This is a genomic window from Bradyrhizobium sp. USDA 4354 (genome assembly GCF_054060315.1).
This window is the reverse complement of sequence record NZ_JBSSDC010000001.1, coordinates 7961886-7983717: the sequence shown is the minus strand read 5'-3', so window position 1 is coordinate 7983717 and position 21832 is coordinate 7961886. Positions and strand designations below refer to the sequence as shown.

Annotated in this window: 24 protein-coding genes and 1 other RNA gene; 18 read left to right on the top strand and 7 right to left on the bottom strand. The window is 64.7% G+C overall.

Annotated features, from left to right (window positions below):
- Nucleotides 1-34 precede the first annotated feature (34 nt).
- The 6 genes from ACVIIV_RS37080 to ssrA all read right to left on the bottom strand — a co-directional run bounded on the left by ACVIIV_RS37080 (nt 35) and on the right by ssrA (nt 3673).
- Complete coding sequence (locus ACVIIV_RS37080) at nt 35-310, bottom strand: FeoA family protein (protein WP_456748618.1); 276 nt, start codon at nt 308-310, stop codon at nt 35-37.
- A gap of 116 nt (nt 311-426) precedes the next feature.
- Nucleotides 427-678 carry a ribbon-helix-helix domain-containing protein gene (locus ACVIIV_RS37075; RefSeq protein WP_025038043.1) on the bottom strand — a complete coding sequence of 84 codons (252 nt, stop codon included), beginning with the start codon at nt 676-678 and terminating at the stop codon, nt 427-429.
- A complete protein-coding gene (locus tag ACVIIV_RS37070; protein ID WP_027572510.1) occupies nt 675-863 on the bottom strand; it encodes a DUF4169 family protein in 189 nt (62 codons plus the stop codon). Before ACVIIV_RS37070 ends, ACVIIV_RS37075 begins: the two co-directional genes overlap by 4 nt.
- 276 nt (nt 864-1139) lie before the next feature.
- The gene (gene fumC, locus ACVIIV_RS37065) at nt 1140-2582 is read right to left on the bottom strand and encodes a class II fumarate hydratase (protein ID WP_456748921.1); all 1443 of its coding nucleotides are present in this window, start codon (nt 2580-2582) and stop codon (nt 1140-1142) included.
- Between the two features lie 89 nt (nt 2583-2671).
- Nucleotides 2672-3190, bottom strand: a complete 519-nt coding sequence (locus ACVIIV_RS37060; RefSeq protein WP_456748617.1) for an SspB family protein — start codon at nt 3188-3190, stop codon at nt 2672-2674.
- A gap of 116 nt (nt 3191-3306) precedes the next feature.
- Nucleotides 3307-3673, bottom strand: a transfer-messenger RNA (tmRNA) gene (gene ssrA, locus ACVIIV_RS37055).
- A gap of 84 nt (nt 3674-3757) precedes the next feature.
- On the opposite strand from ssrA, the gene ACVIIV_RS37050 reads away from it, so the two are divergent.
- From ACVIIV_RS37050 to ACVIIV_RS36995, 12 genes are all read left to right on the top strand, one after another.
- Complete coding sequence (locus tag ACVIIV_RS37050; RefSeq protein ID WP_456748616.1) at nt 3758-4354, top strand: chromate transporter; 597 nt, start codon at nt 3758-3760, stop codon at nt 4352-4354.
- The gene (locus tag ACVIIV_RS37045; RefSeq protein WP_456748615.1) at nt 4351-4881 is read left to right on the top strand and encodes a chromate transporter; all 531 of its coding nucleotides are present in this window, start codon (nt 4351-4353) and stop codon (nt 4879-4881) included. The genes ACVIIV_RS37050 and ACVIIV_RS37045 overlap by 4 nt, the downstream gene beginning before the upstream one ends.
- 94 nt (nt 4882-4975) lie before the next feature.
- Entirely contained in the window at nt 4976-5737 is a 762-nt protein-coding gene (locus tag ACVIIV_RS37040; RefSeq protein WP_456748614.1) for a tripartite tricarboxylate transporter TctB family protein, read from the top strand.
- A 7-nt stretch (nt 5738-5744) separates the two neighbouring features.
- The gene (locus ACVIIV_RS37035) at nt 5745-7259 is read left to right on the top strand and encodes a tripartite tricarboxylate transporter permease (protein WP_456748613.1); all 1515 of its coding nucleotides are present in this window, start codon (nt 5745-5747) and stop codon (nt 7257-7259) included.
- Between the two features lie 152 nt (nt 7260-7411).
- Entirely contained in the window at nt 7412-8392 is a 981-nt protein-coding gene (locus ACVIIV_RS37030; protein WP_456748612.1) for a tripartite tricarboxylate transporter substrate binding protein BugD, read from the top strand.
- A gap of 185 nt (nt 8393-8577) precedes the next feature.
- Complete coding sequence (locus ACVIIV_RS37025; protein WP_456748611.1) at nt 8578-9372, top strand: thymidylate synthase; 795 nt, start codon at nt 8578-8580, stop codon at nt 9370-9372.
- Nucleotides 9373-9377: 5 nt separating this feature from the next.
- Nucleotides 9378-9863 (top strand): N-acetyltransferase family protein, encoded by a 486-nt coding sequence (locus ACVIIV_RS37020; RefSeq protein ID WP_456748610.1) that lies wholly within the window; start codon nt 9378-9380, stop codon nt 9861-9863.
- Nucleotides 9863-10375 carry a dihydrofolate reductase gene (locus ACVIIV_RS37015; RefSeq protein ID WP_456748609.1) on the top strand — a complete coding sequence of 171 codons (513 nt, stop codon included), beginning with the start codon at nt 9863-9865 and terminating at the stop codon, nt 10373-10375. The genes ACVIIV_RS37020 and ACVIIV_RS37015 overlap by 1 nt, the downstream gene beginning before the upstream one ends.
- 153 nt (nt 10376-10528) lie before the next feature.
- Nucleotides 10529-11665 (top strand): FtsH protease activity modulator HflK, encoded by a 1137-nt coding sequence (gene hflK, locus ACVIIV_RS37010; protein WP_456748608.1) that lies wholly within the window; start codon nt 10529-10531, stop codon nt 11663-11665.
- Nucleotides 11662-12558, top strand: coding sequence for a protease modulator HflC (hflC, locus tag ACVIIV_RS37005; protein WP_456748607.1), 897 nt, complete (start codon nt 11662-11664; stop codon nt 12556-12558). The genes hflK and hflC overlap by 4 nt, the downstream gene beginning before the upstream one ends.
- A 71-nt stretch (nt 12559-12629) precedes the next feature.
- The gene (locus ACVIIV_RS37000) at nt 12630-12836 is read left to right on the top strand and encodes a DUF2065 domain-containing protein (RefSeq protein WP_456748606.1); all 207 of its coding nucleotides are present in this window, start codon (nt 12630-12632) and stop codon (nt 12834-12836) included.
- Between the two features lie 142 nt (nt 12837-12978).
- A complete protein-coding gene (locus ACVIIV_RS36995; protein WP_456748605.1) occupies nt 12979-14505 on the top strand; it encodes a Do family serine endopeptidase in 1527 nt (508 codons plus the stop codon).
- 61 nt (nt 14506-14566) lie between these two features.
- Here the strand turns inward: ACVIIV_RS36995 and serB are convergent, their stop codons facing one another.
- Nucleotides 14567-15472 carry a phosphoserine phosphatase SerB gene (gene serB, locus ACVIIV_RS36990; protein ID WP_456748604.1) on the bottom strand — a complete coding sequence of 302 codons (906 nt, stop codon included), beginning with the start codon at nt 15470-15472 and terminating at the stop codon, nt 14567-14569.
- Nucleotides 15473-15483: 11 nt separating this feature from the next.
- Between serB and miaA the strand changes: the two genes are divergently transcribed.
- The 6 genes from miaA to ACVIIV_RS36960 all read left to right on the top strand — a co-directional run bounded on the left by miaA (nt 15484) and on the right by ACVIIV_RS36960 (nt 21832).
- A complete protein-coding gene (gene miaA / locus ACVIIV_RS36985; protein ID WP_456748603.1) occupies nt 15484-16413 on the top strand; it encodes a tRNA (adenosine(37)-N6)-dimethylallyltransferase MiaA in 930 nt (309 codons plus the stop codon).
- Nucleotides 16414-16741: 328 nt separating this feature from the next.
- Nucleotides 16742-18517, top strand: coding sequence for an acetolactate synthase 3 large subunit (locus ACVIIV_RS36980; RefSeq protein WP_456748602.1), 1776 nt, complete (start codon nt 16742-16744; stop codon nt 18515-18517).
- 154 nt (nt 18518-18671) lie between these two features.
- A complete protein-coding gene (locus ACVIIV_RS36975; protein ID WP_456748601.1) occupies nt 18672-19643 on the top strand; it encodes a threonine dehydratase in 972 nt (323 codons plus the stop codon).
- A gap of 23 nt (nt 19644-19666) precedes the next feature.
- Nucleotides 19667-20209, top strand: a complete 543-nt coding sequence (gene ilvN / locus ACVIIV_RS36970) for an acetolactate synthase small subunit (RefSeq protein ID WP_195802995.1) — start codon at nt 19667-19669, stop codon at nt 20207-20209.
- Between the two features lie 3 nt (nt 20210-20212).
- On the top strand, nt 20213-20908 hold the full coding sequence (locus tag ACVIIV_RS36965) for a class I SAM-dependent methyltransferase (protein WP_456748600.1): 696 nt from the start codon (nt 20213-20215) through the stop codon (nt 20906-20908).
- Between the two features lie 48 nt (nt 20909-20956).
- Nucleotides 20957-21832 carry an EamA family transporter gene (locus ACVIIV_RS36960; protein WP_456748599.1) on the top strand — a complete coding sequence of 292 codons (876 nt, stop codon included), beginning with the start codon at nt 20957-20959 and terminating at the stop codon, nt 21830-21832.

Genomic DNA, 21832 nt, shown 5'->3' with positions numbered 1-21832 from the left:
GCAAACGGCTTTTAATGAGGCGTCCCGCCGCTGTCTAAGCGACGATGATGGCCATGGCTTCGCGACGGCGGACCGCGATGGTGATGCTGTCGACCCGCACGGCGATCGGGTCGCGCCCGACAAGCCCCTCATGCAAGATCTCGACCCGGGCGCCCTCGACGAAGCCGAGTTCGATCAGGCGGCTCTCCAGCTCGACGTCCGAGAGTGCCGAGCCCGCCTGCTTGGCGGCAAGGTGCTGGATGACGCCGGTATAGCCGCGCTGGGCCAGACCCAGCGGCATGTTCAAACGCGTGTCAGTGGTGTCGCTCATGCCCTGTATTTTCAACGCAGGGCATTGAGGTCAAGCGCGCGCGCCCGCCGAAGCTGCACCTTAGAGTGATTTTAAGGTGCAGGGGCCGGGGGCGCCATCAAGGGTGCCCCCGACGGCTACTGGGCCGGGACCTTGTCCGGCTGGGCGGCCATGGCGCGGCTCTTGAAGTAGTCGAGCACGAAGAGACGGATCGCCGACGACAGATTGCCCTGCTGGCGGTTGTTGTCGATCTCGCCGACCAGCTCGGACAGGGTCATGTTGCGCAGGCCGGAGATTTCCTTCATGCCGTTCCAGAACGCCTCTTCCAGGCTGACGCTGGTCTTGTGACCGGCGACGACGATCGACCGTTTCACGACCGGCGACTTCATGGCTGCTCCTCGCGATCGATCCGGTGCTGATCCAGATGCTCCTTGGCCTGGTCCGCCCGCTTCTCCTCCGCCGACCGTTCCGCCTTCGTGCGCCCGAATTTCGCCCGGTTGGCGTCCGCCTGCTTCGCCGAGGCTTCCCGCTCGGCGCGCTTCCTGAAACGATTCAGGTTGATGACGTTCCCCATGCCGCGTCTCCATCATCCGCTCCTCTTCAGGCAGGATGAAACATTCAGAAACAGGGTGCCGCATTGCGCCCTACAAGACTTGATCGCCATTCGCTCGTCCTCGTCAATCGGCCCCTTGGGCCATCAAACGATGATTTCGCCCGTCGAGGGCAGATGAGCTGCGTAACACGCCGCCCCGCCGCAACATTGACGGTAATCAAATCCCGCCCCCAAAGCCGCATATTTTTTGGGCGCCGAGCGTCCGTATCATTACGGAGGACGATCGGAATTCGGAATTTATCCCGGACTGGTCATCTTCTCGGGGCGTACCAGACGCTCGAACTCGTCGGCCGAGACGAAGCCGAGCCGCAGCGCCTCCTCCTTCAGCGTGGTGCCGTTGGCATGCGCCGTCTTGGCCACCTTGGCAGCGTTGTCATATCCGATCTTCGGGGCCAGCGCCGTCACCAGCATCAGCGAGCGCTCCATCAGCTCCTTGATGCGCTTTTCGTCGGCGCGGATGCCGCTGACGCAATGCTCGGTGAAAGAGCGTGCGGCATCCGCCATCAGACGGATCGAGTGCAGCATGTTGTAGGCCAGCACGGGCTTGTAGACGTTGAGCTCGAAATGGCCCTGGCTGCCGGCGATCGTGATGGCGGTGTGATTGCCGAACACCTGGCAGCACACCATGGTCATCGCCTCGCATTGGGTCGGATTGACCTTGCCCGGCATGATCGAGGAGCCGGGCTCGTTCTCCGGCAGGATCAATTCGCCGAGGCCCGAGCGCGGGCCCGATCCGAGCAGGCGGATATCATTGGCGATCTTGAACAGGCCGGTCGCGACCGAATTGAGGGCGCCGTGCGCCAGCACATAGGCTTCGTTCGAGGCCAGGGCCTCGAATTTGTTGGCGGCGCTGGTGAAGGGAAGCTTCGTGATCCCGGCGACGTGCTTGGCGAACAGCTTTGCAAAGCGCGGCTTCGAGTTGAGGCCGGTGCCGACGGCGGTGCCGCCTTGCGCCAGCGGATAGAGGTCCTTCACCGCGACCTTGAGCCGGGCGATGCCGCTTTCGACCTGCGCGGCATAGCCTGAAAATTCCTGACCCAACGTCAGGGGCGTCGCATCCTGGGTGTGGGTGCGGCCGATCTTGACGATCTTGGAAAACTCCTTCTCCTTCTTGCGCAGCGCGCGCAGCAATTCGCCGAGGGCAGGGACGAGATCGGCATTGATGCGGCTTGCCGCCGCGATGTGCATCGCGGTCGGGAAGGAGTCGTTCGACGACTGGCTCATGTTGACGTGATCGTTGGGATGCACCGGCTTCTTGGCGCCGAGCTCGCCGCCGAGCAGCTCGTTGGCGCGATTGGCGATCACCTCGTTGAGGTTCATGTTGCTCTGCGTGCCGGAGCCGGTCTGCCACACGACAAGCGGAAAATGATCGTCCAGCCTGCCTTCGATCACCTCGCGCGCGGCGCGGATGATGGCATTGGCGCGGCGCTGATCGAGCAGGCCGAGCTCGAGATTGGCCTGCGCGGCGGCGAGCTTGACCATGCCGAGCGCATGCACCAGCGAGATCGGCATGCGATCGGTGCCGATGCGAAAGTTCTGGCGTGAGCGCTCGGTCTGGGCCCCCCAATAGCGGTCGGCTGGGACTTCGATGGGACCGAAGCTGTCGGTTTCGATGCGGGTCGCGGAGCTTGAGGGGCGGGTCGTCTTCGAGCGGGAAGCTTTGGCCATGAGCACATCCATTCTGCCGCGCGGAACGCCGCACGGCCTCTTCATGTGCTTCTCTATACAGGCAGTTTGGCCGTGCGCGACGGGCGCGCGTCCAACCTAGATCATTTCTTGCGGAAACGATCGAGCCGCACGACTTCGGCGCCGCCCTGGCTCGGCGGGGGCGGTTCTTCTGCGGTCTCCGCCTTCTCGGCAGCGGCAGCAGGCACCGCTACGGCCGAAGGGGCAGGGGCGGCCGGCAAATTCTCCGGCGTCACCTCGGCGACGTCGGACGTATCGAACTGGAGGCCGAACTTCACGGACGGATCGAGGAAGCTCTTGATGGCGCTGAACGGCACCACCAGCCGCTCCGGAATGCCGCCAAAGGACAGGCCGACCTCGAAGCGGTCCTCGAGCACGGTCAGGTCCCAAAACTGGTGCTGGAGGATGATCGTCATCTCGTCCGGATATTGCGCCAGCAGTCGCGGCGACAGCTTCACGCCCTCGGCCTTCGATACGAAGGTGATGAAGAAATGGTGCTCGCCCGGCAGGCCATGGGCCGCGGCATCGGTCAGCACCTTCCGCAGCACGCCGCGCAGCGCGTCGCGGGCCAGCACATCGTATCGGATATGATCGGTCGCCATGGTGGTCCTGTTGCATCCCCGAAGCCGGACCCCGCCGGTCCGACTCGCCAAGCGGCAATAGTACCGCGCCTGACGGGTGAGCAGGAGTCCCCGCCGGGGAAGAAATCAAAGAGGTAAGTGGAGGCTTCTGTTGCCAGGTGCCTCCGAACCCCGCCTAACGGAGCTTAACCCGTTAGGACTTTAAGATGGTCTTTCAAACTGCGTTACGCAGCCTGAGCAACCGGAGCAAAGTTGTCGTTGGCAACTATTGCAGTAGCCCGATAACGGCGGAACAATACCGGGAAAAAGCACGCCCTTTACGCCCTCGTCGATCCTATTTCGCCCCCGCCAAAGCTCAGCTTCGGGTTCGCCCGATGGTGGGCTTTGGTGGAGGCGCCGGGTACCGCCCCCGGGTCCGAATGGTTTATTGCGACGACCGTTTATTTCCATAGCCGGCGAACCGGCACTCCCAATATAGGGGGCAAAGCTCCAAAAAAACAGAGGGTTGGAAGGGCGATCCTGCGGTTCCCTCTGGATAGGTTCCGAACCGTCTTTGCCGCTGAGCGAGCCTCGTTCTAAGCTCCTGACATGTCCTCGGATTCAGCACCGGCGGTCGAAGAGCCGGATCTCGCCACCGCACCGCCGGGCCTGGTCACGCTGTTTCTGGCCTTCGCCAGGATGTCGCTGGCCGGTTTCGGCGGGGTCCTGGTGTTTGCCCGCCGCGCGATCGTCGAGCAGCACCGCTGGATGACGGCGGACGAGTTCAATGAGACCTTTGCGCTCTGCCACTTCCTGCCCGGGCCCAATATCGTCAATCTGTCGATGGTGTTCGGATCGCGGCTGCGCGGCATCGCCGGCGGCGTTGCCGCCTTTGCCGGGCTGTTGCTGCCGCCGACGCTGATCATGACGATGCTCGCGATCGCCTATGCCCATTTCGGCGACCTCGCTGTGCTGCGCCGAATCCTTGCCGGCATCTCCTGCGCGGCGGTCGGCCTCTTGATTGCGGTGGTCTTTCGCATGATGACGCCGCTGCTCAAACGGACGGATCCCCTCGCGGTGATCCTGATGCTCGGCGTGTTCCTCGCCATCGGCGTGTTTCGCCTGCCGCTTCCGGCGGTACTGCTGGTCGCGATCCCCGTCAGTGTCGGCGTCACTTATTTCCTGCGGCGGAAAGTAGCAGCATGACCGGCCACAGCCCGATCTGGGCGCTGATCTCCACCTTCGGTCTGATGTCGCTGTTCGCCGTCGGCGGAGCCGCGGCGGCGGTGCCCGAGATGCACCGCATCGCGGTCGAGGTGAATCGCTGGATGACCGACAAGCAGTTCACCGACGCCTATGCGATCGCGCAGCTCTCGCCGGGTCCGAACGTGCTCATCGTGACGTTCATCGGCTATGCCGTCGCGGGCATCCCCGGCGCGCTGGCGGCCACGCTGGCGATGTGCCTGCCGACGGCGCTGCTTGCCTATTATGTCAACCGGCTCCTGAACCGCCCGAGCCAATCGCGCTGGCCTGGCCTGATCCAGGCTGCGCTGGTTCCGCTCTCGATCGGTCTGATGGCGGCGAGCGCTCTAATCCTGGCCCAAGCAACCGATCGCACAATTGCTGCACTGCTTCTGACCGCAATGGTTGCGGCGATCGCCTCGGTCTCGCGCATCAATCCACTCTGGCTCCTGCTCGCCGGAGGCGTGTTGGGTTTTGCTGGCATTGTGTGATGAAAATCGCTAGGCAGTGATCCGGGCGGGGATCCCTTTCCAGCCGATTTAGAACAACAGTGCTCGTGACTTACGGGTCGCGGAGGAGACAGGCATGGCCGACACGATGGGCCACTCAGCGACAGCCACCCGAAACACCAAGGTGGCGCTCGGCTTTTGTCTGCTGGCGATTGCGCCGCAGATTTTCGAATTGATCTGGTCGATCGGGACGATCTTCGGCTGGGGCACCGGCCGCGGCCCAGCGGCGGTCGTCACCAGCCACGCGACGGCGCTGCTCGCCGGCGCGCCCAGTGCCATATTCGGTTCGTTCGGTGGCGGCACCAAGAAAGCGTCGTCCGAGGTGCTTCTGGTGCTGATCTATTCCTACCCGCTGTTTGTGGTGGCGATCCTCACGCTGTTCATGACCATCAGGTCGGCCCAGGACTATGTCGGCGGCGTCGTCCTGATGGCCGTCGCCCTGTTCGCGCTGTGGGCGTCAAGCGACCTGCAGGGCATGCGTGGCTTCTCCTTCGGTGCGGGCACCGCGCCGCGCATGTTCGGCGGGCTGCTGGTCGCCTTGTCCGCCGGCATCGCCTTGACCGGTCTTCTGACCAATGGGCAGGCGATGGCCCATTATTCCTGGCGAGGACCGCTGTTCGTGGTGGCCGCGATCCTCTTCTTCGCGCTGTCAATCCGGTCCCTCGGCCTCGTGGTCACCGCCTTCGCGAGCTTCATGATCTCGGCGACGGGCTCGCACGAAACGCGCTGGCTGGAAGCGGCCATCGTCGGCGCCTGCCTGACGCTAGGCTGCGCAATCCTGTTCCCGTACGTGCTCGGGCTGCCGATGCCGATGTTTCCGCGTTTCCTGATCCAGTGAGGGCGTGATGGATATCTTTGCCAACCTCGCTCACGGCTTCGCCGTCGCGTTCTCCCCGATCAACCTCCTGATGTGCCTGATCGGCGCCCTCGTCGGCACGCTGGTCGGCGTTCTCCCGGGCATCGGCACCATCGCGACCGTCGCGATGCTGCTGCCGATCACCTTCGGACTGCCGCCGGTCGGCGCACTGATCATGCTCGCCGGCATCTATTACGGCGCCCAATATGGCGGCTCGACCACGTCGATCCTGGTCAACATACCCGGTGAGGCGACGTCGGTCGTCACCGCCATCGACGGTCACCAGATGGCGAAGCAGGGCCGCGCCGGCCCGGCGTTGGCGATCGCCGCGATCGGCTCGTTCTTCGCCGGCTGCGTCGCGACCGTCTTGATTGCCATCCTCGGCGCGCCGCTCACGAAACTCGCGCTGGCGTTCGGCCCGGCCGAGTATTTCTCGCTGATGGTGCTCGGCCTGATCTTCGCGGTCGTGCTGGCCAAGGGCTCGGTGCTGAAGGCGATCGCGATGATCGTGTTCGGCCTCTTGCTGTCGATGGTCGGCTCGGACATCGAGACCGGCGCCTCGCGCATGGCCTTCAACATTCCCGAGCTCGCCGACGGTCTCGGCTTTGCGACGGTGGCGATGGGCGTGTTCGGTTTTGCCGAGATCATCCGCAATCTCGACCATGGCGCCGGGATGAACCGCGATCTCGTGCAGCAGAAGATTACCGGCCTGATGCCGACCAGGAAGGACCTGGCGGACTCGACGCCGCCGATCCTTCGCGGCACCGTGCTGGGCTCGATCCTCGGCATTCTGCCGGGCGGCGGGGCGGTGATTGCGTCGTTCGCGGCCTATACGCTCGAGAAGAAGCTCTCCAAGAACCCGTCGCGGTTTGGCCGGGGCGCGATCGAGGGCGTGGCGGGGCCGGAGAGTGCCAACAATGCGGCGGCGCAGACCTCGTTCATCCCACTGCTCACCCTCGGCATCCCGCCGAACGCGGTGATGGCGCTGATGGTGGGCGCGATGACCATCCACGGCATCGTGCCCGGTCCGCAGGTGATGCAGAAGCAGCCGGATCTCGTCTGGGGCATGATCGCCTCGATGTGGATCGGCAATCTGATGCTGATCATCATCAACCTGCCGCTGGTGGGAATCTGGGTGCGGCTCTTGCGCGTGCCGTACCGGCTGATGTTCCCGTCAATCGTGATCTTCTGCGCGATCGGCATCTATTCGGTGAACAACGCGCCGGTCGACGTCATCCTTGCCGGTGTGTTCGGCCTCGTCGGCTATTGGCTGATCAAGCACGATTTCGAGCCGGCGCCACTGCTGCTCGGCATGGTGCTCGGACCGCTGATGGAAGAGAACCTGCGCCGGGCGCTGCTGATCTCGCGCGGCGACTGGAGCGTGTTCCTGACGCGTCCGTTGTCGGCGGTGTTGCTGGCGGTCGCGGCGAGCCTGCTTGTCCTTACGGTGCTACCAGTGTTGCGTGCCAAGCGCGAAGAGGTGTTCACCGAGTCCGAGAACTGAGGTCGTCTGCGCCTTGCGTCGGCGCTGCGCCCTGCGTCGGCGCGCCGCATTCGGAAGTCGAATCGACTTGAATGACGGCTTCGTGAAATGAAAATGCCGACCTTTGGGCCGGCATTTTGTTTGTGGCCCAAAGGACCGACAAAGGAATCGACATGACCTTCATTCGCGCGCTCACGGGCGCATGTGCCGTAGCGCTCGCCTCGCTGGGCGCCTTTGTTGCACCGGCTGAGGCGCAGACCTATCCGACGCGCAGCGTCACCATGATCGTGCCGTTTGCGGCCGGCGGCCCGACCGACGTCGTCGCGCGCATCGTCACCGCGCACATGGCGCAGACGCTGGGGCAGAGCATCATCATCGAGAACGTCGTCGGTGCCGGCGGCACCACCGCGACGACGCGCGCTGCGCGCGCTGCCAATGACGGCTATACACTGATCACCGGCCACATGGGCACCCATGCGGCATCGGTGCCGCTCTATCCGAAGCTCGCCTATCATCCCGAGAAGGATTTCGAGCCGATCGCGCTGCTCGCGGGTACGCCGATCCTGATCCTCGCGCGCAAGGATTTTCCACCGAAAGACCTGACGGAGTTCATCGCCTATGTGAAGGCGAACGCAGAGAAGGTGAATGCCGCGCATGCCGGTGTCGGCTCGGTCTCGCACGCCTCCTGCGAGCTTCTGCACTCGATCCTCGACATCAAGCCGGTCGGCGTGCCCTTCAACGGCACGGGCCCCGCGATGAATGCGCTGGTGGCGGGCCAGGTCGATTACATGTGCGACCAGATCGTCAACGCCGTGCCGCAGATCAACGCCGGCACAATCAAGGCCTATGCGATCGCAACACCGGAGCGCAATCCGTCGCTGCCGAACGTGCCGACGACAGCGGAGGCGGGCTTGCCGAAGTTCCAGGCCCAGGCCTGGAACGCGATATTCGCACCCAAGGGAACCTCGCCTGCGATCGTGGCGAGCTTGAACGCTGCGGCCGTCAAGGCGCTCGATGACGAGACCGTGCGCAAGCGCCTGCTCGAGCTCGGCAGCGTCATTCCGGCTCGTGCGGACCGGACGCCGGAGGCGCTGGCAACCTTGGTCAAGAACGAGATCGCGAAGTGGACCCCGGTGCTCAAGCCGGCAACTTAGGCAACGCAATCAAGCTGATAGGCGAAAGGGCGGGACGTCAGTTCCGCCCTTGTCGTTTGTGCCGGGAACACTCATTTTTCCGGGTATAATCGTTGGGACCAGCGAATCGCCGCTGTCGCAGCATGGGGGTGGGCGCTAAGTTCGCCGCCTCCCCAAGGCTGCCGTCTTCCTAAGGTTTTTGGCACATGCACCAGTATCAGGACCTGCTCGAGCGGATTCTTTCAGACGGCGCCGAGAAGACCGACCGGACCGGCACCGGCACGCTGTCGGTGTTCGGCCATCAGATGCGCTTCAACCTGTCGGCCGGCTTCCCGATGCTGACCACCAAGCGGCTGCCGCTGAAGGCGATCGTGCACGAGCTGCTCTGGTTCCTGAAGGGCGACACCAACATCAAATATCTGCGCGACAACGGCGTCACGATCTGGGACGAGTGGGCGGACGCCAATGGCGATCTCGGCCCGGTCTACGGCCATCAATGGCGCTCCTGGCCCACGGCCGACGGGCGCAGCATCGACCAGATCGCCAATGTCATCGACATGATCAAGCGCACCCCGGATTCCCGCCGGCTGATCGTCACCGCCTGGAATCCTGCCGACGTGGAGAAGATGGCGCTGCCGCCCTGCCACCTGTTGTTCCAGTTCTATGTCGCAGGCGGCAAGCTGTCGTGCCAGCTCTATCAGCGCTCGGCCGACGTCTTTCTCGGCGTGCCCTTCAACATCGCCTCCTATGCGCTGCTCACGATGATGGTCGCGCAGGTCACGGGCCTCAAGCCCGGCGACTTCGTGCACTCGCTCGGCGACACTCATCTCTACTCCAACCATCTGGAGCAGGCGCGGCTTCAGCTCACGCGCGCGCCGCGCGCGTTGCCGGTGATGCGGATCAATCCTGACGTGAAGGACATCTTCTCCTTCCGCTACGAGGACTTCGAGCTCGTCGGCTACGATCCGCATCCGCATATCAAGGCGGAAGTCGCGGTCTAGCGCCTATGTCGCTCAACATTCGTCGTGCGCAGCCTGGGGAAGCCGGGCTCGTACTGTCCTTCATCCGCGAGCTCGCCGAGTACGAAAAGCTCTCGCACGAGGTCGAGGCGACCGAGGCTGACATCGCCGACGCGCTGTTTGGCGAGAGGCCGCAGCTCTATTGCGCGATCGCGGAGTGGAACGGCGAGCCGGTCGGCTTCGCGGTGTGGTTTGCGAATTTCTCCACCTTCAGCGGCCGCCATGGCATCTACCTCGAAGATCTTTACGTGCGGCCGTCGCATCGGGGCAGGGGCGTCGGCAAGGCGCTGCTGGTCTATCTCGCCAGGGAATGCGTCGAGAACGGCTGGTCGCGCCTGCAATGGGCGGTGCTCGACTGGAACACACCCTCGATCGCATTCTACAAATCGCTCGGCGCGGTCATGATGGACGACTGGACGCTGTGCCGCGTCACCGGGCCTGCGCTGACGCGGCTTGCCGGGAGCGCGCCCTGATGGAGATCGTCTTCGTCGTCGCCATCGCGGAGAACGGGATCATCGGTGCCGGCAACGCGATCCCGTGGCGCTTGAAGTCCGACATGGCGCGCTTCAAGGCGCTCACGATCGGCAAGCCGGTGATCATGGGCCGCAAGACCTTCGAATCCCTGCCCCGCCGTCCCCTGCCGGGCCGCACCAACATCGTCATCACGCGCGATGCGGCCTATCGCGCCGCAGGTGCCATCGTCACGACGTCGGCGGTGGATGCGGATGCGGTTGCGCGCGGCGATGCCCTGCGGCGTTCGGTCACTGAGGTCGCGGTGATCGGCGGCGCCGAGATCTTTCGGCAATGGCTCGATCGCGCCGATCGCCTCGAAATCACCGAAGTGCATGCGCGGCCGGAAGGTGACACGCATTTCGACATTGACAAGGCCGCTTGGGAGGAGACGACGCGCATCCGTCATCCTGCAGGACCCGACGACAGCGCCGACTTCTCCTATGTGACATATCGTCGGCGGGCGGGCCATTAACCGCATCCGCCAATGTTTACATTGACTTTTTCGCGCCCGAGCATAGCTCGAAAGACGAGCCGGGCTGCGTTGTAAGGGACCTGCCTGTCCCCTATAAAGCCGGACCGGACAAAGCGGGCGGTGGCAATTCCACCCTGCCGAGGAGAGCATCGAATGCCGTGGAAGAATCAGGGCGGTGGCCCATGGGGCTCGGGTCCAAAGGGACCATGGGGCTCGGGCCCGCAACCGGTCGGGCCGCGGCCGCCGGATCTGGAAGACCTTCTGCGGCGCGGCCAGGACCGCCTCCAGCAGATCATGCCGGGTGGTTATTTCTCCGGCATCGGGATCACGCTGATCATCCTGCTCATCGTCGCATTCTGGCTGCTGTCGGGCTTCTTCCGCGTGCAGTCCGAAGAGCTCGGTGTCGTGCTGCGCTTCGGCAAGCATGTCCGCACCGTGCAGCCGGGCCTGAATTATCATCTGCCTTACCCGATCGAGACCGTGCTGCTGCCGAAGGCGCTGCGCGTCAACACCACCTCTATCGGCATGACGCTGATCGAGGATCCGGCGCGGCGCGGCCGCTCCATTCGGGACGTGCCCGAGGAGAGCCTGATGCTGACCGGCGACGAGAACATTGTCGACGTCGACTTCACCGTGCTCTGGCGCATCAAGCCGGACGGCGTCGGTGATTTCCTCTTCAACATCCAGAACCCCGAGGGCACCGTGAAGGCGGTCGCCGAGAGCGCGATGCGCGAGGTGATCGGCCGGTCCCAGATCCAGCCGATCCTGACCGGGGCGCGCAACGTCACCGAGCAGGGCGTGCAGGAGCTGATCCAGAGGACTTTGGACAGCTACGGCGCCGGCATTCAGGTCACCCAGGTGCAGATGCAGAAGGTCGACCCGCCGGCGCAGGTGATCGACGCCTTCCGCGACGTCCAGGCGGCCCGCGCCAATCAGGAGCAGTTGCAGAACGAAGCGCAGACCTACGCCAACCAGGTTGTTCCGCAGGCGCGTGGACGCGCGGCCAAGATCCTGCAGGATGCCGAAGGTTACAAGGAGCAGGCGGTCGCCGAGGCCAAGGGCCAAAGCGCGCGCTTCCTGAAGGTTTACGAGGAATACAAGAAGGCGCCCGACGTGACGCGTGAACGGATCTATCTGGAGACGATGGAGCGCGTGCTCGGCGGCGCGGACAAGCTCGTCTATGACGGCGGCCCCTCGGGCCAGGGCGTCGTGCCCTATCTGCCGCTTCCCGAACTGGCGCCCAAGCGAACGCCTATGACCGGTCCGCAGCCGAGCGGAGGCAGCCGATGAGGTCTCCGGCTACAGGTTTCGTCACGCTGCTCGGGCTACTTCTGATCCTGATCGTGGCCTACATGTCGCTGTTCACGGTGCAGCAGACCGAGCAGACGATCGTGCTCCAGTTCGGCAGGCCCGTCGACGTCGTCACCGCGCCCGGCCTGCATTTCAAGGCGCCGTGGAATTCGGTGATCAACATCGACAAGCGGATCCTCGACCTGGAGAACCCGTCGCAGGAAGCGATCGCGTCCGACCAGAAGCGGCTCGTGGTCGACGCCTTCGCGCGCTATCGCATCAAGGATGCGCTGCGCTTCTATCAGAGCGTCGGCTCGATCCAGGCCGCCAACATCCAGCTCACGACGCTCCTGAACGCGGCGCTGCGCCGCGTGCTCGGCGAAGTCACCTTCATCAACGTGGTGCGCGACGACCGCGAGAAGCTGATGCTGCGCATCCGCGACCAGCTCGACCGCGAGGCCGACGGCTACGGCATTCAGGTCGTCGACGTCCGGATCCGCCGCGCCGACCTGCCGGAGCAGAACAGTCAGGCGGTCTATCTGCGCATGAAGACCGAGCGTGAGCGCGAGGCCGCCGAGTTCCGTGCACAGGGTGGACAGAAGGCGCAGGAGATCAAGTCCAAGGCCGACCGCGAGGCGACCGTCATCATCGCGGAAGCCAATTCGCAGGGCGAGCAGACCCGCGGTGCGGGCGATGCCGAGCGCAACCGCCTGTTTGCGGAGGCCTACGGCAAGGACGCCGACTTCTTCGCCTTCTACCGGTCGATGACGGCCTATGAGAACGGGCTGCGTGCGAACGACACCCGCTTCCTGCTGCGGCCGGAGTCGGATTTCTTCCGGTACTTCAGTAACCCGTCCGGCAAGACGGCAACCGAGACGCCGGCGAAGCCGTAAGCTAGACAAGGGCGGCCGGTCTGGCCGCCCTTTGTCCAGACAAGAACAGCATAGCGGGAGGTTCCATTCCGATGAGGTCCATTGCGTTCGCCGACTTCCTCATCGGCCTAGGCATCCTGTTCGTGCTCGAAGGCTTGATGTTCGCCGCCAGTCCCAACTGGATGCGCAAAGCCATGAAGAGCGCCATCGCCACGCCGGACAACATCCTGCGGGCGGTCGGGATCGGCTCGGCCGTGGCCGGCTTGGTCCTGATCTGGGTTCTGCGGCGCCCGATTTAGGTATCAGGCCAACGCCAAAGTGAAGGCGCCAGACTGGTTTTCGCCCTATTGTCGGGCTCTTGAGGCCCGTTAAGCTCCGCGCTTGCGCCGTGCCCCCGTTCGAGCGCAGTCTGGCGCCCAATCCCTTTGTCTGGAGATCACAATGACCGCTGCCACCACTGCCCCGTCCCGCTCGCGCCGTTGCGTGCGACTTGGTGTGCGAATTGGGCTGGCCGCGCTCGCCGTCGGTGCTTTCTGCACGTTCGGCACGCCGGCCCATGCGCGCGGACCGGATGGCATCGCCGATGTCGCCGAGAAGGTGATCGACGCGGTCGTCAACATCTCGACCTCGCAGACGGTGGAGACCAAGGGCGGCGGCAGCAACACCATGCCGCAACTGCCGCCGGGCTCGCCGTTCGAGGAGTTCTTCGACGACTTCTTCAAGAACCGCCGGGGTCCCGGTGGTGGCAGCAAGGGCGGCGAGCGTGGCGACAACAACCCGCCGCGCAAGACCAACTCGCTCGGTTCCGGCTTCATCATCGACACATCAGGCGTCGTCGTCACCAACAACCACGTCATTGCGGATGCCGACGAGATCCACGTCATCCTCAACGACGGCACCAAGATCAAGGCCGAGCTGGTCGGCGTCGACAAGAAGACCGATCTCGCCGTGCTCAAGATCAAGCCGCCGAAGCCGCTGGTCGCGGTGAAGTTCGGCGACTCCGACAAGCTGCGCCTCGGCGACTGGGTGGTCGCGATCGGCAACCCCTTCAGCCTCGGGGGCACCGTGACCGCCGGCATCGTCTCGGCCAAGAACCGCGACATCTCCTCAGGGCCATACGACAGCTACATCCAGACCGACGCCTCCATCAATCGCGGCAATTCCGGCGGTCCGCTATTCAACCTCGACGGCGACGTCATCGGGGTCAACACGCTGATCATCTCCCCCTCCGGGGGCTCCATCGGCATCGGCTTCGCCGTGCCGTCGAAGACGGTGGTGGGCGTCGTCGATCAGCTCCGCCAGTTCGGCGAGCTGCGCCGTGGCTGGCTTGGCGTGCGCATTCAGAGTGTCACCGACGAGATCGCTGAAAGTCTCAACATCAAGCCCGCGCGCGGTGCGCTGGTCGCCGGCGTCGACGACAAGGGCCCGGCCAAGCCCGCCGGCATCGAGCCCGGCGACGTCGTCGTCAAGTTCGACGGCAAGGAGGTCAAGGACCCGAAGGACCTGTCCCGCGTCGTTGCCGACACGGCGGTCGGCAAGGAGGTCGATGTCGTCATCATCCGCAAGGGCCAGGAAGAAACCAAGAAGGTCACGCTCGGCCGCCTCCAGGATCCCGACAAGGTGCAGGCCGCGGTGAAGACCGACGAGCCAGCGCCGGAGAAGCCGGTGACTCAGAAGGCGCTTGGCCTTGATCTCGCAACGCTGAGCAAGGATCTGCGCACGCGCTACAAGATCAAGGACAGCGTCAAGGGCGTGGTCGTCACCAACGTCGACGCCAATTCGGACGCCGCCGAGAAGCGCCTGTCCGCCGGCGATGTCATCGTCGAGGTGGCGCAGGAGGCGGTGTCAAGCGGCGCCGACATCCAGAAGCGGGTCGATCAGCTCAAGAAGGACGGCAAGAAATCGGTGCTCCTGCTGGTCTCGAACGGCGAGGGCGAGCTGCGCTTCGTGGCGCTGAGCGTGCAGTAGGAGTGACCTGTCATTCCGGGTTCGATGCTTCGCATCGCCCCGGAATGACGGAAAGAAAAGTCTACCCCCCCACGAACTCGTCGCGCCGATACCCTTGCGCATACAGCAACGCGGTGAGATCGCCATGATCGATCCGCGCCGCCGCGGCAGCGGCGACCGCCGGCTTGGCGTGATACGCTACACCGAGCCCTGCCGCCTGGATCATCGCGAGATCATTGGCGCCGTCGCCGACCACGACCGAGTCGATGTCGTCGAGATCGAACGACTCCATCAAATCGACCAGCGTCGCGAGCTTTGCGGCGCGGCCGAGGATCGGCTCCTTCACCTCGCCGGTGAACTTGCCGTCGCGCACGACGAGCTCGTTGGCGCGGTTCTCCTGGAAGCCGAGCTTGGCGGCGACCGCGCTCGTGAACAGCGTAAAGCCGCCGGAGACGAGGCAGGTATAGGCGCCGTTCGCGCGCATGGTCTTGACCAGTGTGCTGCCGCCCGGCGTTAGTGTGATGTGCTTGGCCAGCACCTCGTCGACCGCGCTGGCGGGCAGGTCCTTGAGCAGCGCGACGCGCTCGCGCAGCGCCGGCTCGAACTCGATCTCGCCGCGCATCGCACGCTCGGTGATGGCGGCGACATGCGCCTTTACCCCGACGAAATCGGCGAGCTCGTCGATGCATTCCTGGCCGATCATGGTGGAATCCATGTCGGCGAGGAAAAGCTTCTTGCGCCGGAAGCCGACTGGCTGCACGACGATGTCGATGGGCAGGTCGCCGCGGAGCTCGCGCAACCGCTGCTCGATGGCGTGGCGGTCGCCTTCGAGGTTACTGTCGGCGCCGAAGGGGATGTCGACCGCAACCCCGTCGAACAGCCAATGCGCGGGAGCTGCCTGGGGCAGCACGGCGCGGGCGCCGTCGACGATGGTCGAGTCGAGTGCGGGATTGTCAGGGTTGCAGATCAGCGTGGCAACGAGGGACATTTGAGGTTTTCGTGAGCGAGGGGCATTCAAGCAAGGCCGTGCTTATCGCAGGCCCGACCGCCAGCGGCAAGTCGGCGCTGGCGCTCGAGCTTGCGCTCGCTACCGACGGTATCGTCATCAATGCCGATTCCATGCAGGTCTACCGCGACCTCCGCATCATCACGGCGCGGCCGACAGCGGCGGATGAGGCCCTCGTGCCGCATCGTCTCTATGGTCATGTCGATGCCGCCGTGAACTTCTCGGCTGGTGCCTGGATAAGCGACGCGGCGAAGGCGCTCGATGAAGCAAGGGCCCGGGGACGTCTGCCGATCTTCATCGGCGGCACCGGGCTTTACTTCAAGGCGCTGACGGCCGGTCTCTCCGCGGTGCCGCCGATCCCTGCCGAGGTGCGCGAGGATGTGCGCGCGCGGTTGGAACAGAACGGTGTCGAGGCGCTGCACGCGGAACTCGCGCGCCGCGACCCGCGCGCGGCCGAGCGATTGAACCTGCGCGACCGCACCCGGATTGCGCGCGCGCTCGAGGTGATGGAGGCAACCGGGCGTTCGCTGCTCGACTGGAACCGGGAGGGGCAGCCACCGCTGCTGCCGAAGGACAATTTTCGCGCGGTGTTTCTCGCCCCCGAACGCGACGAGCTGTATGCCCGCATCGATGCCCGCTTCGACGCCATGCTGGGAGCCGGCGCGTTGAGAGAAGTCGAGCGGCTCGCCGCCAGACACCTCGATCCGCTGCTGCCGGCGATGAAAGCCCATGGCGTGCCGGCTTTGATCCGGCACCTGCGCGGCGAGCTGAGCCTGGAGGAGGCAGCCGCAATCGGCCGGGCCGATACCCGCCATTATGCCAAGCGTCAGTTCACCTGGTTCCGGCACCAATTGCCGGAATTCGAATGGATGAGGCCGGATGAGGCGAGGGGATGGCTGGCCGCGATCGTGAGCGCGGAGTGACACGATTTTGCGCGCGGTTCCCGAATTTACCTCTCGCCGAACCCCGGTAACGCGGCTACACTGCCAAAATCGCGCGGGAACGGCCGCATTGCCTTGACATCCAAGGCTTGGCCGCTATGTTTCGCGCAACCTTTGGGAAGCCGAGCGCCTGCCATGCGTAACATTATTATCATCCTCCTTATCGCCGTCGTACCCAGGCACACCGCCGGGGGTGGCTAGCTGCCATCCACAAGACAGGCGGTGTGCGTGGGCCCTCTTCGGGGCCTTTTTTATTTCCCGAACCCGACACGAATGAAGCCGCTGGCAACAGCGCATCCGGAGCAAGCCAATGAGCGAGAAGAGCCACGATCCGAACCAGATGACCGGCGCCGCAATGATCGTCCGTGCGCTGATCGATCATGGCGTGACCGACATTTTCGGCTATCCCGGCGGCGCGGTGCTTCCGATTTATGACGAGATCTTCCAACAGAGCGAGGTCCAGCACATCCTGGTCCGCCACGAGCAGGGCGCGGGCCATGCTGCCGAGGGCTATGCACGTTCGACCGGCAAGCCCGGCGTCGCGCTGGTGACCTCCGGTCCCGGCGCCACCAACATGGTGACGCCGCTGACGGACGCGCTGATGGACTCGATCCCGCTGGTCTGCATCTCCGGCCAGGTGCCGACGCATCTGATCGGCAATGACGCCTTCCAGGAGTGCGACACGGTGGGCATCACGCGCCCCTGCACCAAGCACAACTGGCTGGTGCGCGACGTCAACGATCTCGCCAAGGTGCTGCACGAAGCCTTCTATGTCGCCACCTCGGGCCGGCCGGGCCCGGTGCTGGTCGACGTGCCCAAGGACGTGCAGTTCGCGACCGGTACCTATCATCCGCCGCGCAAGTCGGACGTGCACCGGTCCTACGCACCGCGCGTGAAAGGCGATGCCACGCAGATCCGCAAGGCCGTGGCACTGCTCGCGAACGCCAAGCGTCCCGTGATCTACAGCGGCGGCGGCGTGATCAATTCCGGCCCCGAGGCGACCAAGCTGCTGCGCGAGCTGGTCGAGGTCACCGGCTTTCCGATCACTTCGACGCTGATGGGCCTCGGCGCATACCCTGCGTCGGGCAAGAACTGGCTCGGCATGCTCGGCATGCACGGCACCTACGAGGCCAACATGACCATGCATGATTGCGACGTCATGCTGTGCGTCGGCGCGCGCTTCGACGACCGTATCACCGGCCGCGTCGATGCGTTCTCGCCGGGCTCGAAGAAGATCCACGTCGACATCGACCCGTCCTCGATCAACAAGAACATCCGCGTCGACGTGCCGATCATCGGCGACTGCGGCAACATCCTCGGCGACATCCTCCAGGTGTTCAAGGCGGAGGCGAAGAAGCCCGACATCAAGACGTGGTGGCAGCAGATCGCGCAGTGGCGCGCCCGCAATTCGCTCTACTACAAGAAGAGCAACGACGTCATCCTGCCGCAGCACGCGATCCAGAGCCTGTTCGAGGCGACGCGCGGCAAGGATACGTACATCACGACCGAGGTCGGCCAGCACCAGATGTGGGCGGCGCAGTTCTACGGCTTCGAGGAGCCGCACCGCTGGATGACGTCAGGCGGTCTCGGCACCATGGGCTACGGCCTGCCGGCCGCCGTCGGCGTGCAGGTTGCCCATCCCGATAGTCTCGTCATCGACATTGCGGGCGACGCCTCGGTGCAGATGACGATGCAGGAGATGTCGACGGCGGTGCAGTACGAGCTGCCGATCAAGATCTTCATCCTGAACAACCAGTACATGGGCATGGTGCGGCAGTGGCAGCAGCTGCTGCACGGCAATCGCCTGTCACATTCGTACTCGGAGGCGCTCCCGGATTTCGTCAAGCTCGCGGAAGCCTATGGCGCCGTCGGCCTCCAGGTACACAAGCCGGCCGATCTCGATGGCGCCATCAAGGAAATGATCTCGGTCAAGCGCCCGGTGCTGTTCGACTGCCGCGTCGCCGCCCTTGAAAACTGTTTCCCGATGATCCCCTCCGGCAAGGCGCATAACGAGATGCTGCTGCCGGAGCAGGCCAACGACGAAGCGACGGCCAAGGCGTTCGCCGCCGGCAAGGCGCTGGTGTGAGCGCGATAGCCACGAACTCCGCTGTCATCGCCCGGCTTGACCGGGCGATCCAGTATGCCGCGGCCTCTCGATCAATCTCGGGGGCCTCTGGAATACTGGATCCCCACCTTCGCGGGGAAGACGGCTGCCAGAGATGGTCGACGGAAGGGCTATCATGTTCGACCTGACGGAGCTCGAGCGCGCACATGCGATCGTGGGGCAGGCGGTGCCGGCAACGCCGGCGCATGCCTGGCCGCTACTCGCCCGTCGGCTCGGCACCGAGGTCGTGGTCAAGCACGAGAACCACACGCCGATCGGCGCCTTCAAGGTGCGCGGCGGCCTCGTCTATCTCGAACGGCTGAAGCGCGAACGGCCGAAGACATCAGGCATCATTTCGGCGACGCGCGGCAACCACGGCCAAAGTCTGGCCTTCGCGGCGGGGCGCCATGGCGTGCCGGCGGTGATCTATGTGCCGCGCGGCAACTCGGTCGAGAAGAACCGCGCGATGAAGGCTTTCGGCGCCGAGCTGGTCGAGCATGGCGAGGACTTTCAGGCGGCAGCCGAAGAGGCCCAGCGACGCGCCCAGTTTACCGGATTGCACATGGTGCCGTCGTTCCATCCCGATCTCGTGCTCGGCGTCGCCACCTATGCGCTCGAGTTGTTCAGGTCCGCCCCCGATCTCGACATCCTCTACGTGCCGATCGGGCAGGGCTCCGGCATCTGCGGCTGCATCATGGCTCGCGACCTGCTCGGCCTGAAGACCGAGATTGTCGGCGTGCAGTCGACGGAAGCGCCGTCCTATGCGCTGTCGTTCGCGGCCGGCAAGATCGCGACGACCGAGACCAGCAACACGCTCGCCGACGGCATGGCGACGCGCATTCCGGACGCGGATGCGTTCGCACTGATCCGCAAGGGCGCCTCGCACATCGTAAAGGTCACCGACGACGAGGTCGCGGCCGCAATCCGCGCCTACTGGACCGATACGCACAATCTGGCCGAAGGCGCCGGCGCCGCCGCGCTCGCTGCGGCACTTCAGGAGAAGACAAAGCTGTCGGGCAAGCGCGTCGGTCTCGTGCTCAGCGGCGGCAATATCGATTTCGATCTGTTCCGCCGTTGGGTCGGGACGGACGCGCCAGCGATGGCGTGACGGAGAGACAAGAGGGGACGACAATGAACCAGCCCGCATCCGCCTATTTCATCGAGGACCGTCACGATCCCAACGAGACGCACACGCTCGCGGTGCTCGTGCAGAACGAGCCGGGCGTGCTTGCGCGCGTCATCGGCCTGTTCTCGGGCCGCGGTTACAACATCGAGAGCCTCACGGTCTCGGAGACCGAGGCCCAGAAGCATCTGTCGCGCATCACCATCGTCACCACGGGCACGCCGATGGTGATCGAGCAGATCAAGCACCAGCTCGACCGCATGATCCCGGTCTACCAGGTCGTCGACATGACCCAGACCAAGCGCTCGATCGAGCGCGAGCTCGCGATGGTGAAGGTGCGCGGGCAGGGCGAGCATCGGGTCGAGGCGCTCAGGCTGGCGGACGCGTTCCGCGCCCGGGTGATCGATGCCACCACCGAGAGCTTTGTGTTCGAGATCACAGGCAATACGGACAAGATCAATCAATTTATCGACTTGATGCGCCCGCTCGGCCTTGTCGAGGTGTCGCGCACCGGCGTTGCCGCGATCGGTCGCGGGCCCGAAGGGATGTGAACCATGCTGGCGCGCGACTGGTACTATAACGAGCGGAACCGGATGGGGATCGAGCCCGCTGTGGCGTCGATCTACGACAACCATGACGATGCCGATCTGCGGGCGCGCGCCGCGCTGAAGGTGCTCGGTGTGCAGCGCGGCTGGCGTATCGCCGATATCGGCTGCGGCAACGGCGTGCTGGCGACCGAAGCCGCGCTGATGGGCGCCGAGGTCGATGCCATCGACATCTCACCCGCGATGCTGGCGCTCGCCGAGATCTATGCCCGCGATCGCAAGGCGCCCGTGCGCACGCAATCAGCCGGGCTGCTCAGCTTCGCCTATCGCCCGGCGTCCTACGACCTGATCGTCAGCGAGTTCACCCTGCACCATCTGCCGGATTTCTGGAAGGCGGTGGCGATGTCGCGGATCTATCGCGCGCTGAAGCCGGGCGCGAGCTTTTATCTGCGCGATATCGTCTACACCGCGATGCCTGACGCGGTCGAGCGCGATGTCGAGCAATGGGCCGACTTCCAGATCAAGAACCACGATTTCTCGCGCGAGGGCGTGGTGACGCATATGCGCGACGAATATTCCACCTTCGGCTGGGTCATGGAGCGGATGCTGACCGACGTCGGCTTCACGCTTGTCTCGGCCGACTACCACGCGCCGATGCACGGCACGTATCTGCTGCGGAAACCGAAAGCCGGCGAGCAAGGCTAGACAAGAACAACAAACAGGGCTGCACGACAAGGCAGAACCGGAACAACAATGAAGCCGGCCGACATCCTCATCGCCATGATGGTGGCGATTATCTGGGGGCTTGCCTTCGTGGCGAGCCGGATCGCGCTCGACGAGCTGTCGCCGGAGCTGATGACGGCCTTGCGATTTACGATCGCCGCGGTGCCGTGCCTGTTCATTCCCAAGCCGAAAGTCGCCTGGTCGCTGCTGCTGGCGATCAGCTTCACGCTGTTCCTCGGTCAGTTCCTGTCGCAGGCCTACGGCATCGCCCACGGCGTGCCGGTGGGCCTGACCTCTGTCGTGGTGCAGAGCCAGGCGCTGTTCACGATCGGCTTTGCCGCGATCGCGTTTGGTGAGCGGCCGACGCCGATGCAGACGCTGGGCATCGTCATTGCTGCGGCCGGCCTTTTGATGATTTGCGGCACCGTCGGCTATGATTTCAGCGTTGCCGCCTTTGCGGTGCTGATGATCTCGCCGCTCAGCTTTGCCGTCGGCAATCTCCTGCTGCGCGGCGCGCGCGGCGTGCCGATGTTCGACCTGTTTGCCTGGCTGTGCCTCGCTTCGGCCGTGCCGCTGTTCGTGCTGGCACTGATCACCAATGGGCCGGCGCCGACCTGGACATCGCTGGCGCACATGTCGCTGACGTCGGCTCTCTGCATGCTGATGCTCGGCGGCATCTCCACCAGCATCGCCTATTGGCTGTGGGGCCGCCTGCTGCGCGACTATCCCGCCGCGCAAGTGGTGCCGTTCGCGCTGCTGGTGCCGTTCGTCGGCTCGGCTGCCTCCAGCATCGTGTTCGGCGAACGGTTCGGCCCGCTGCGCCTCGCCGGCATGCTGACCGTGATCGGTGGTATCGCCGTGATGGTGCTGGCGAAGCGCCCGCAAGTCCTGCCGAAGACCGCATGA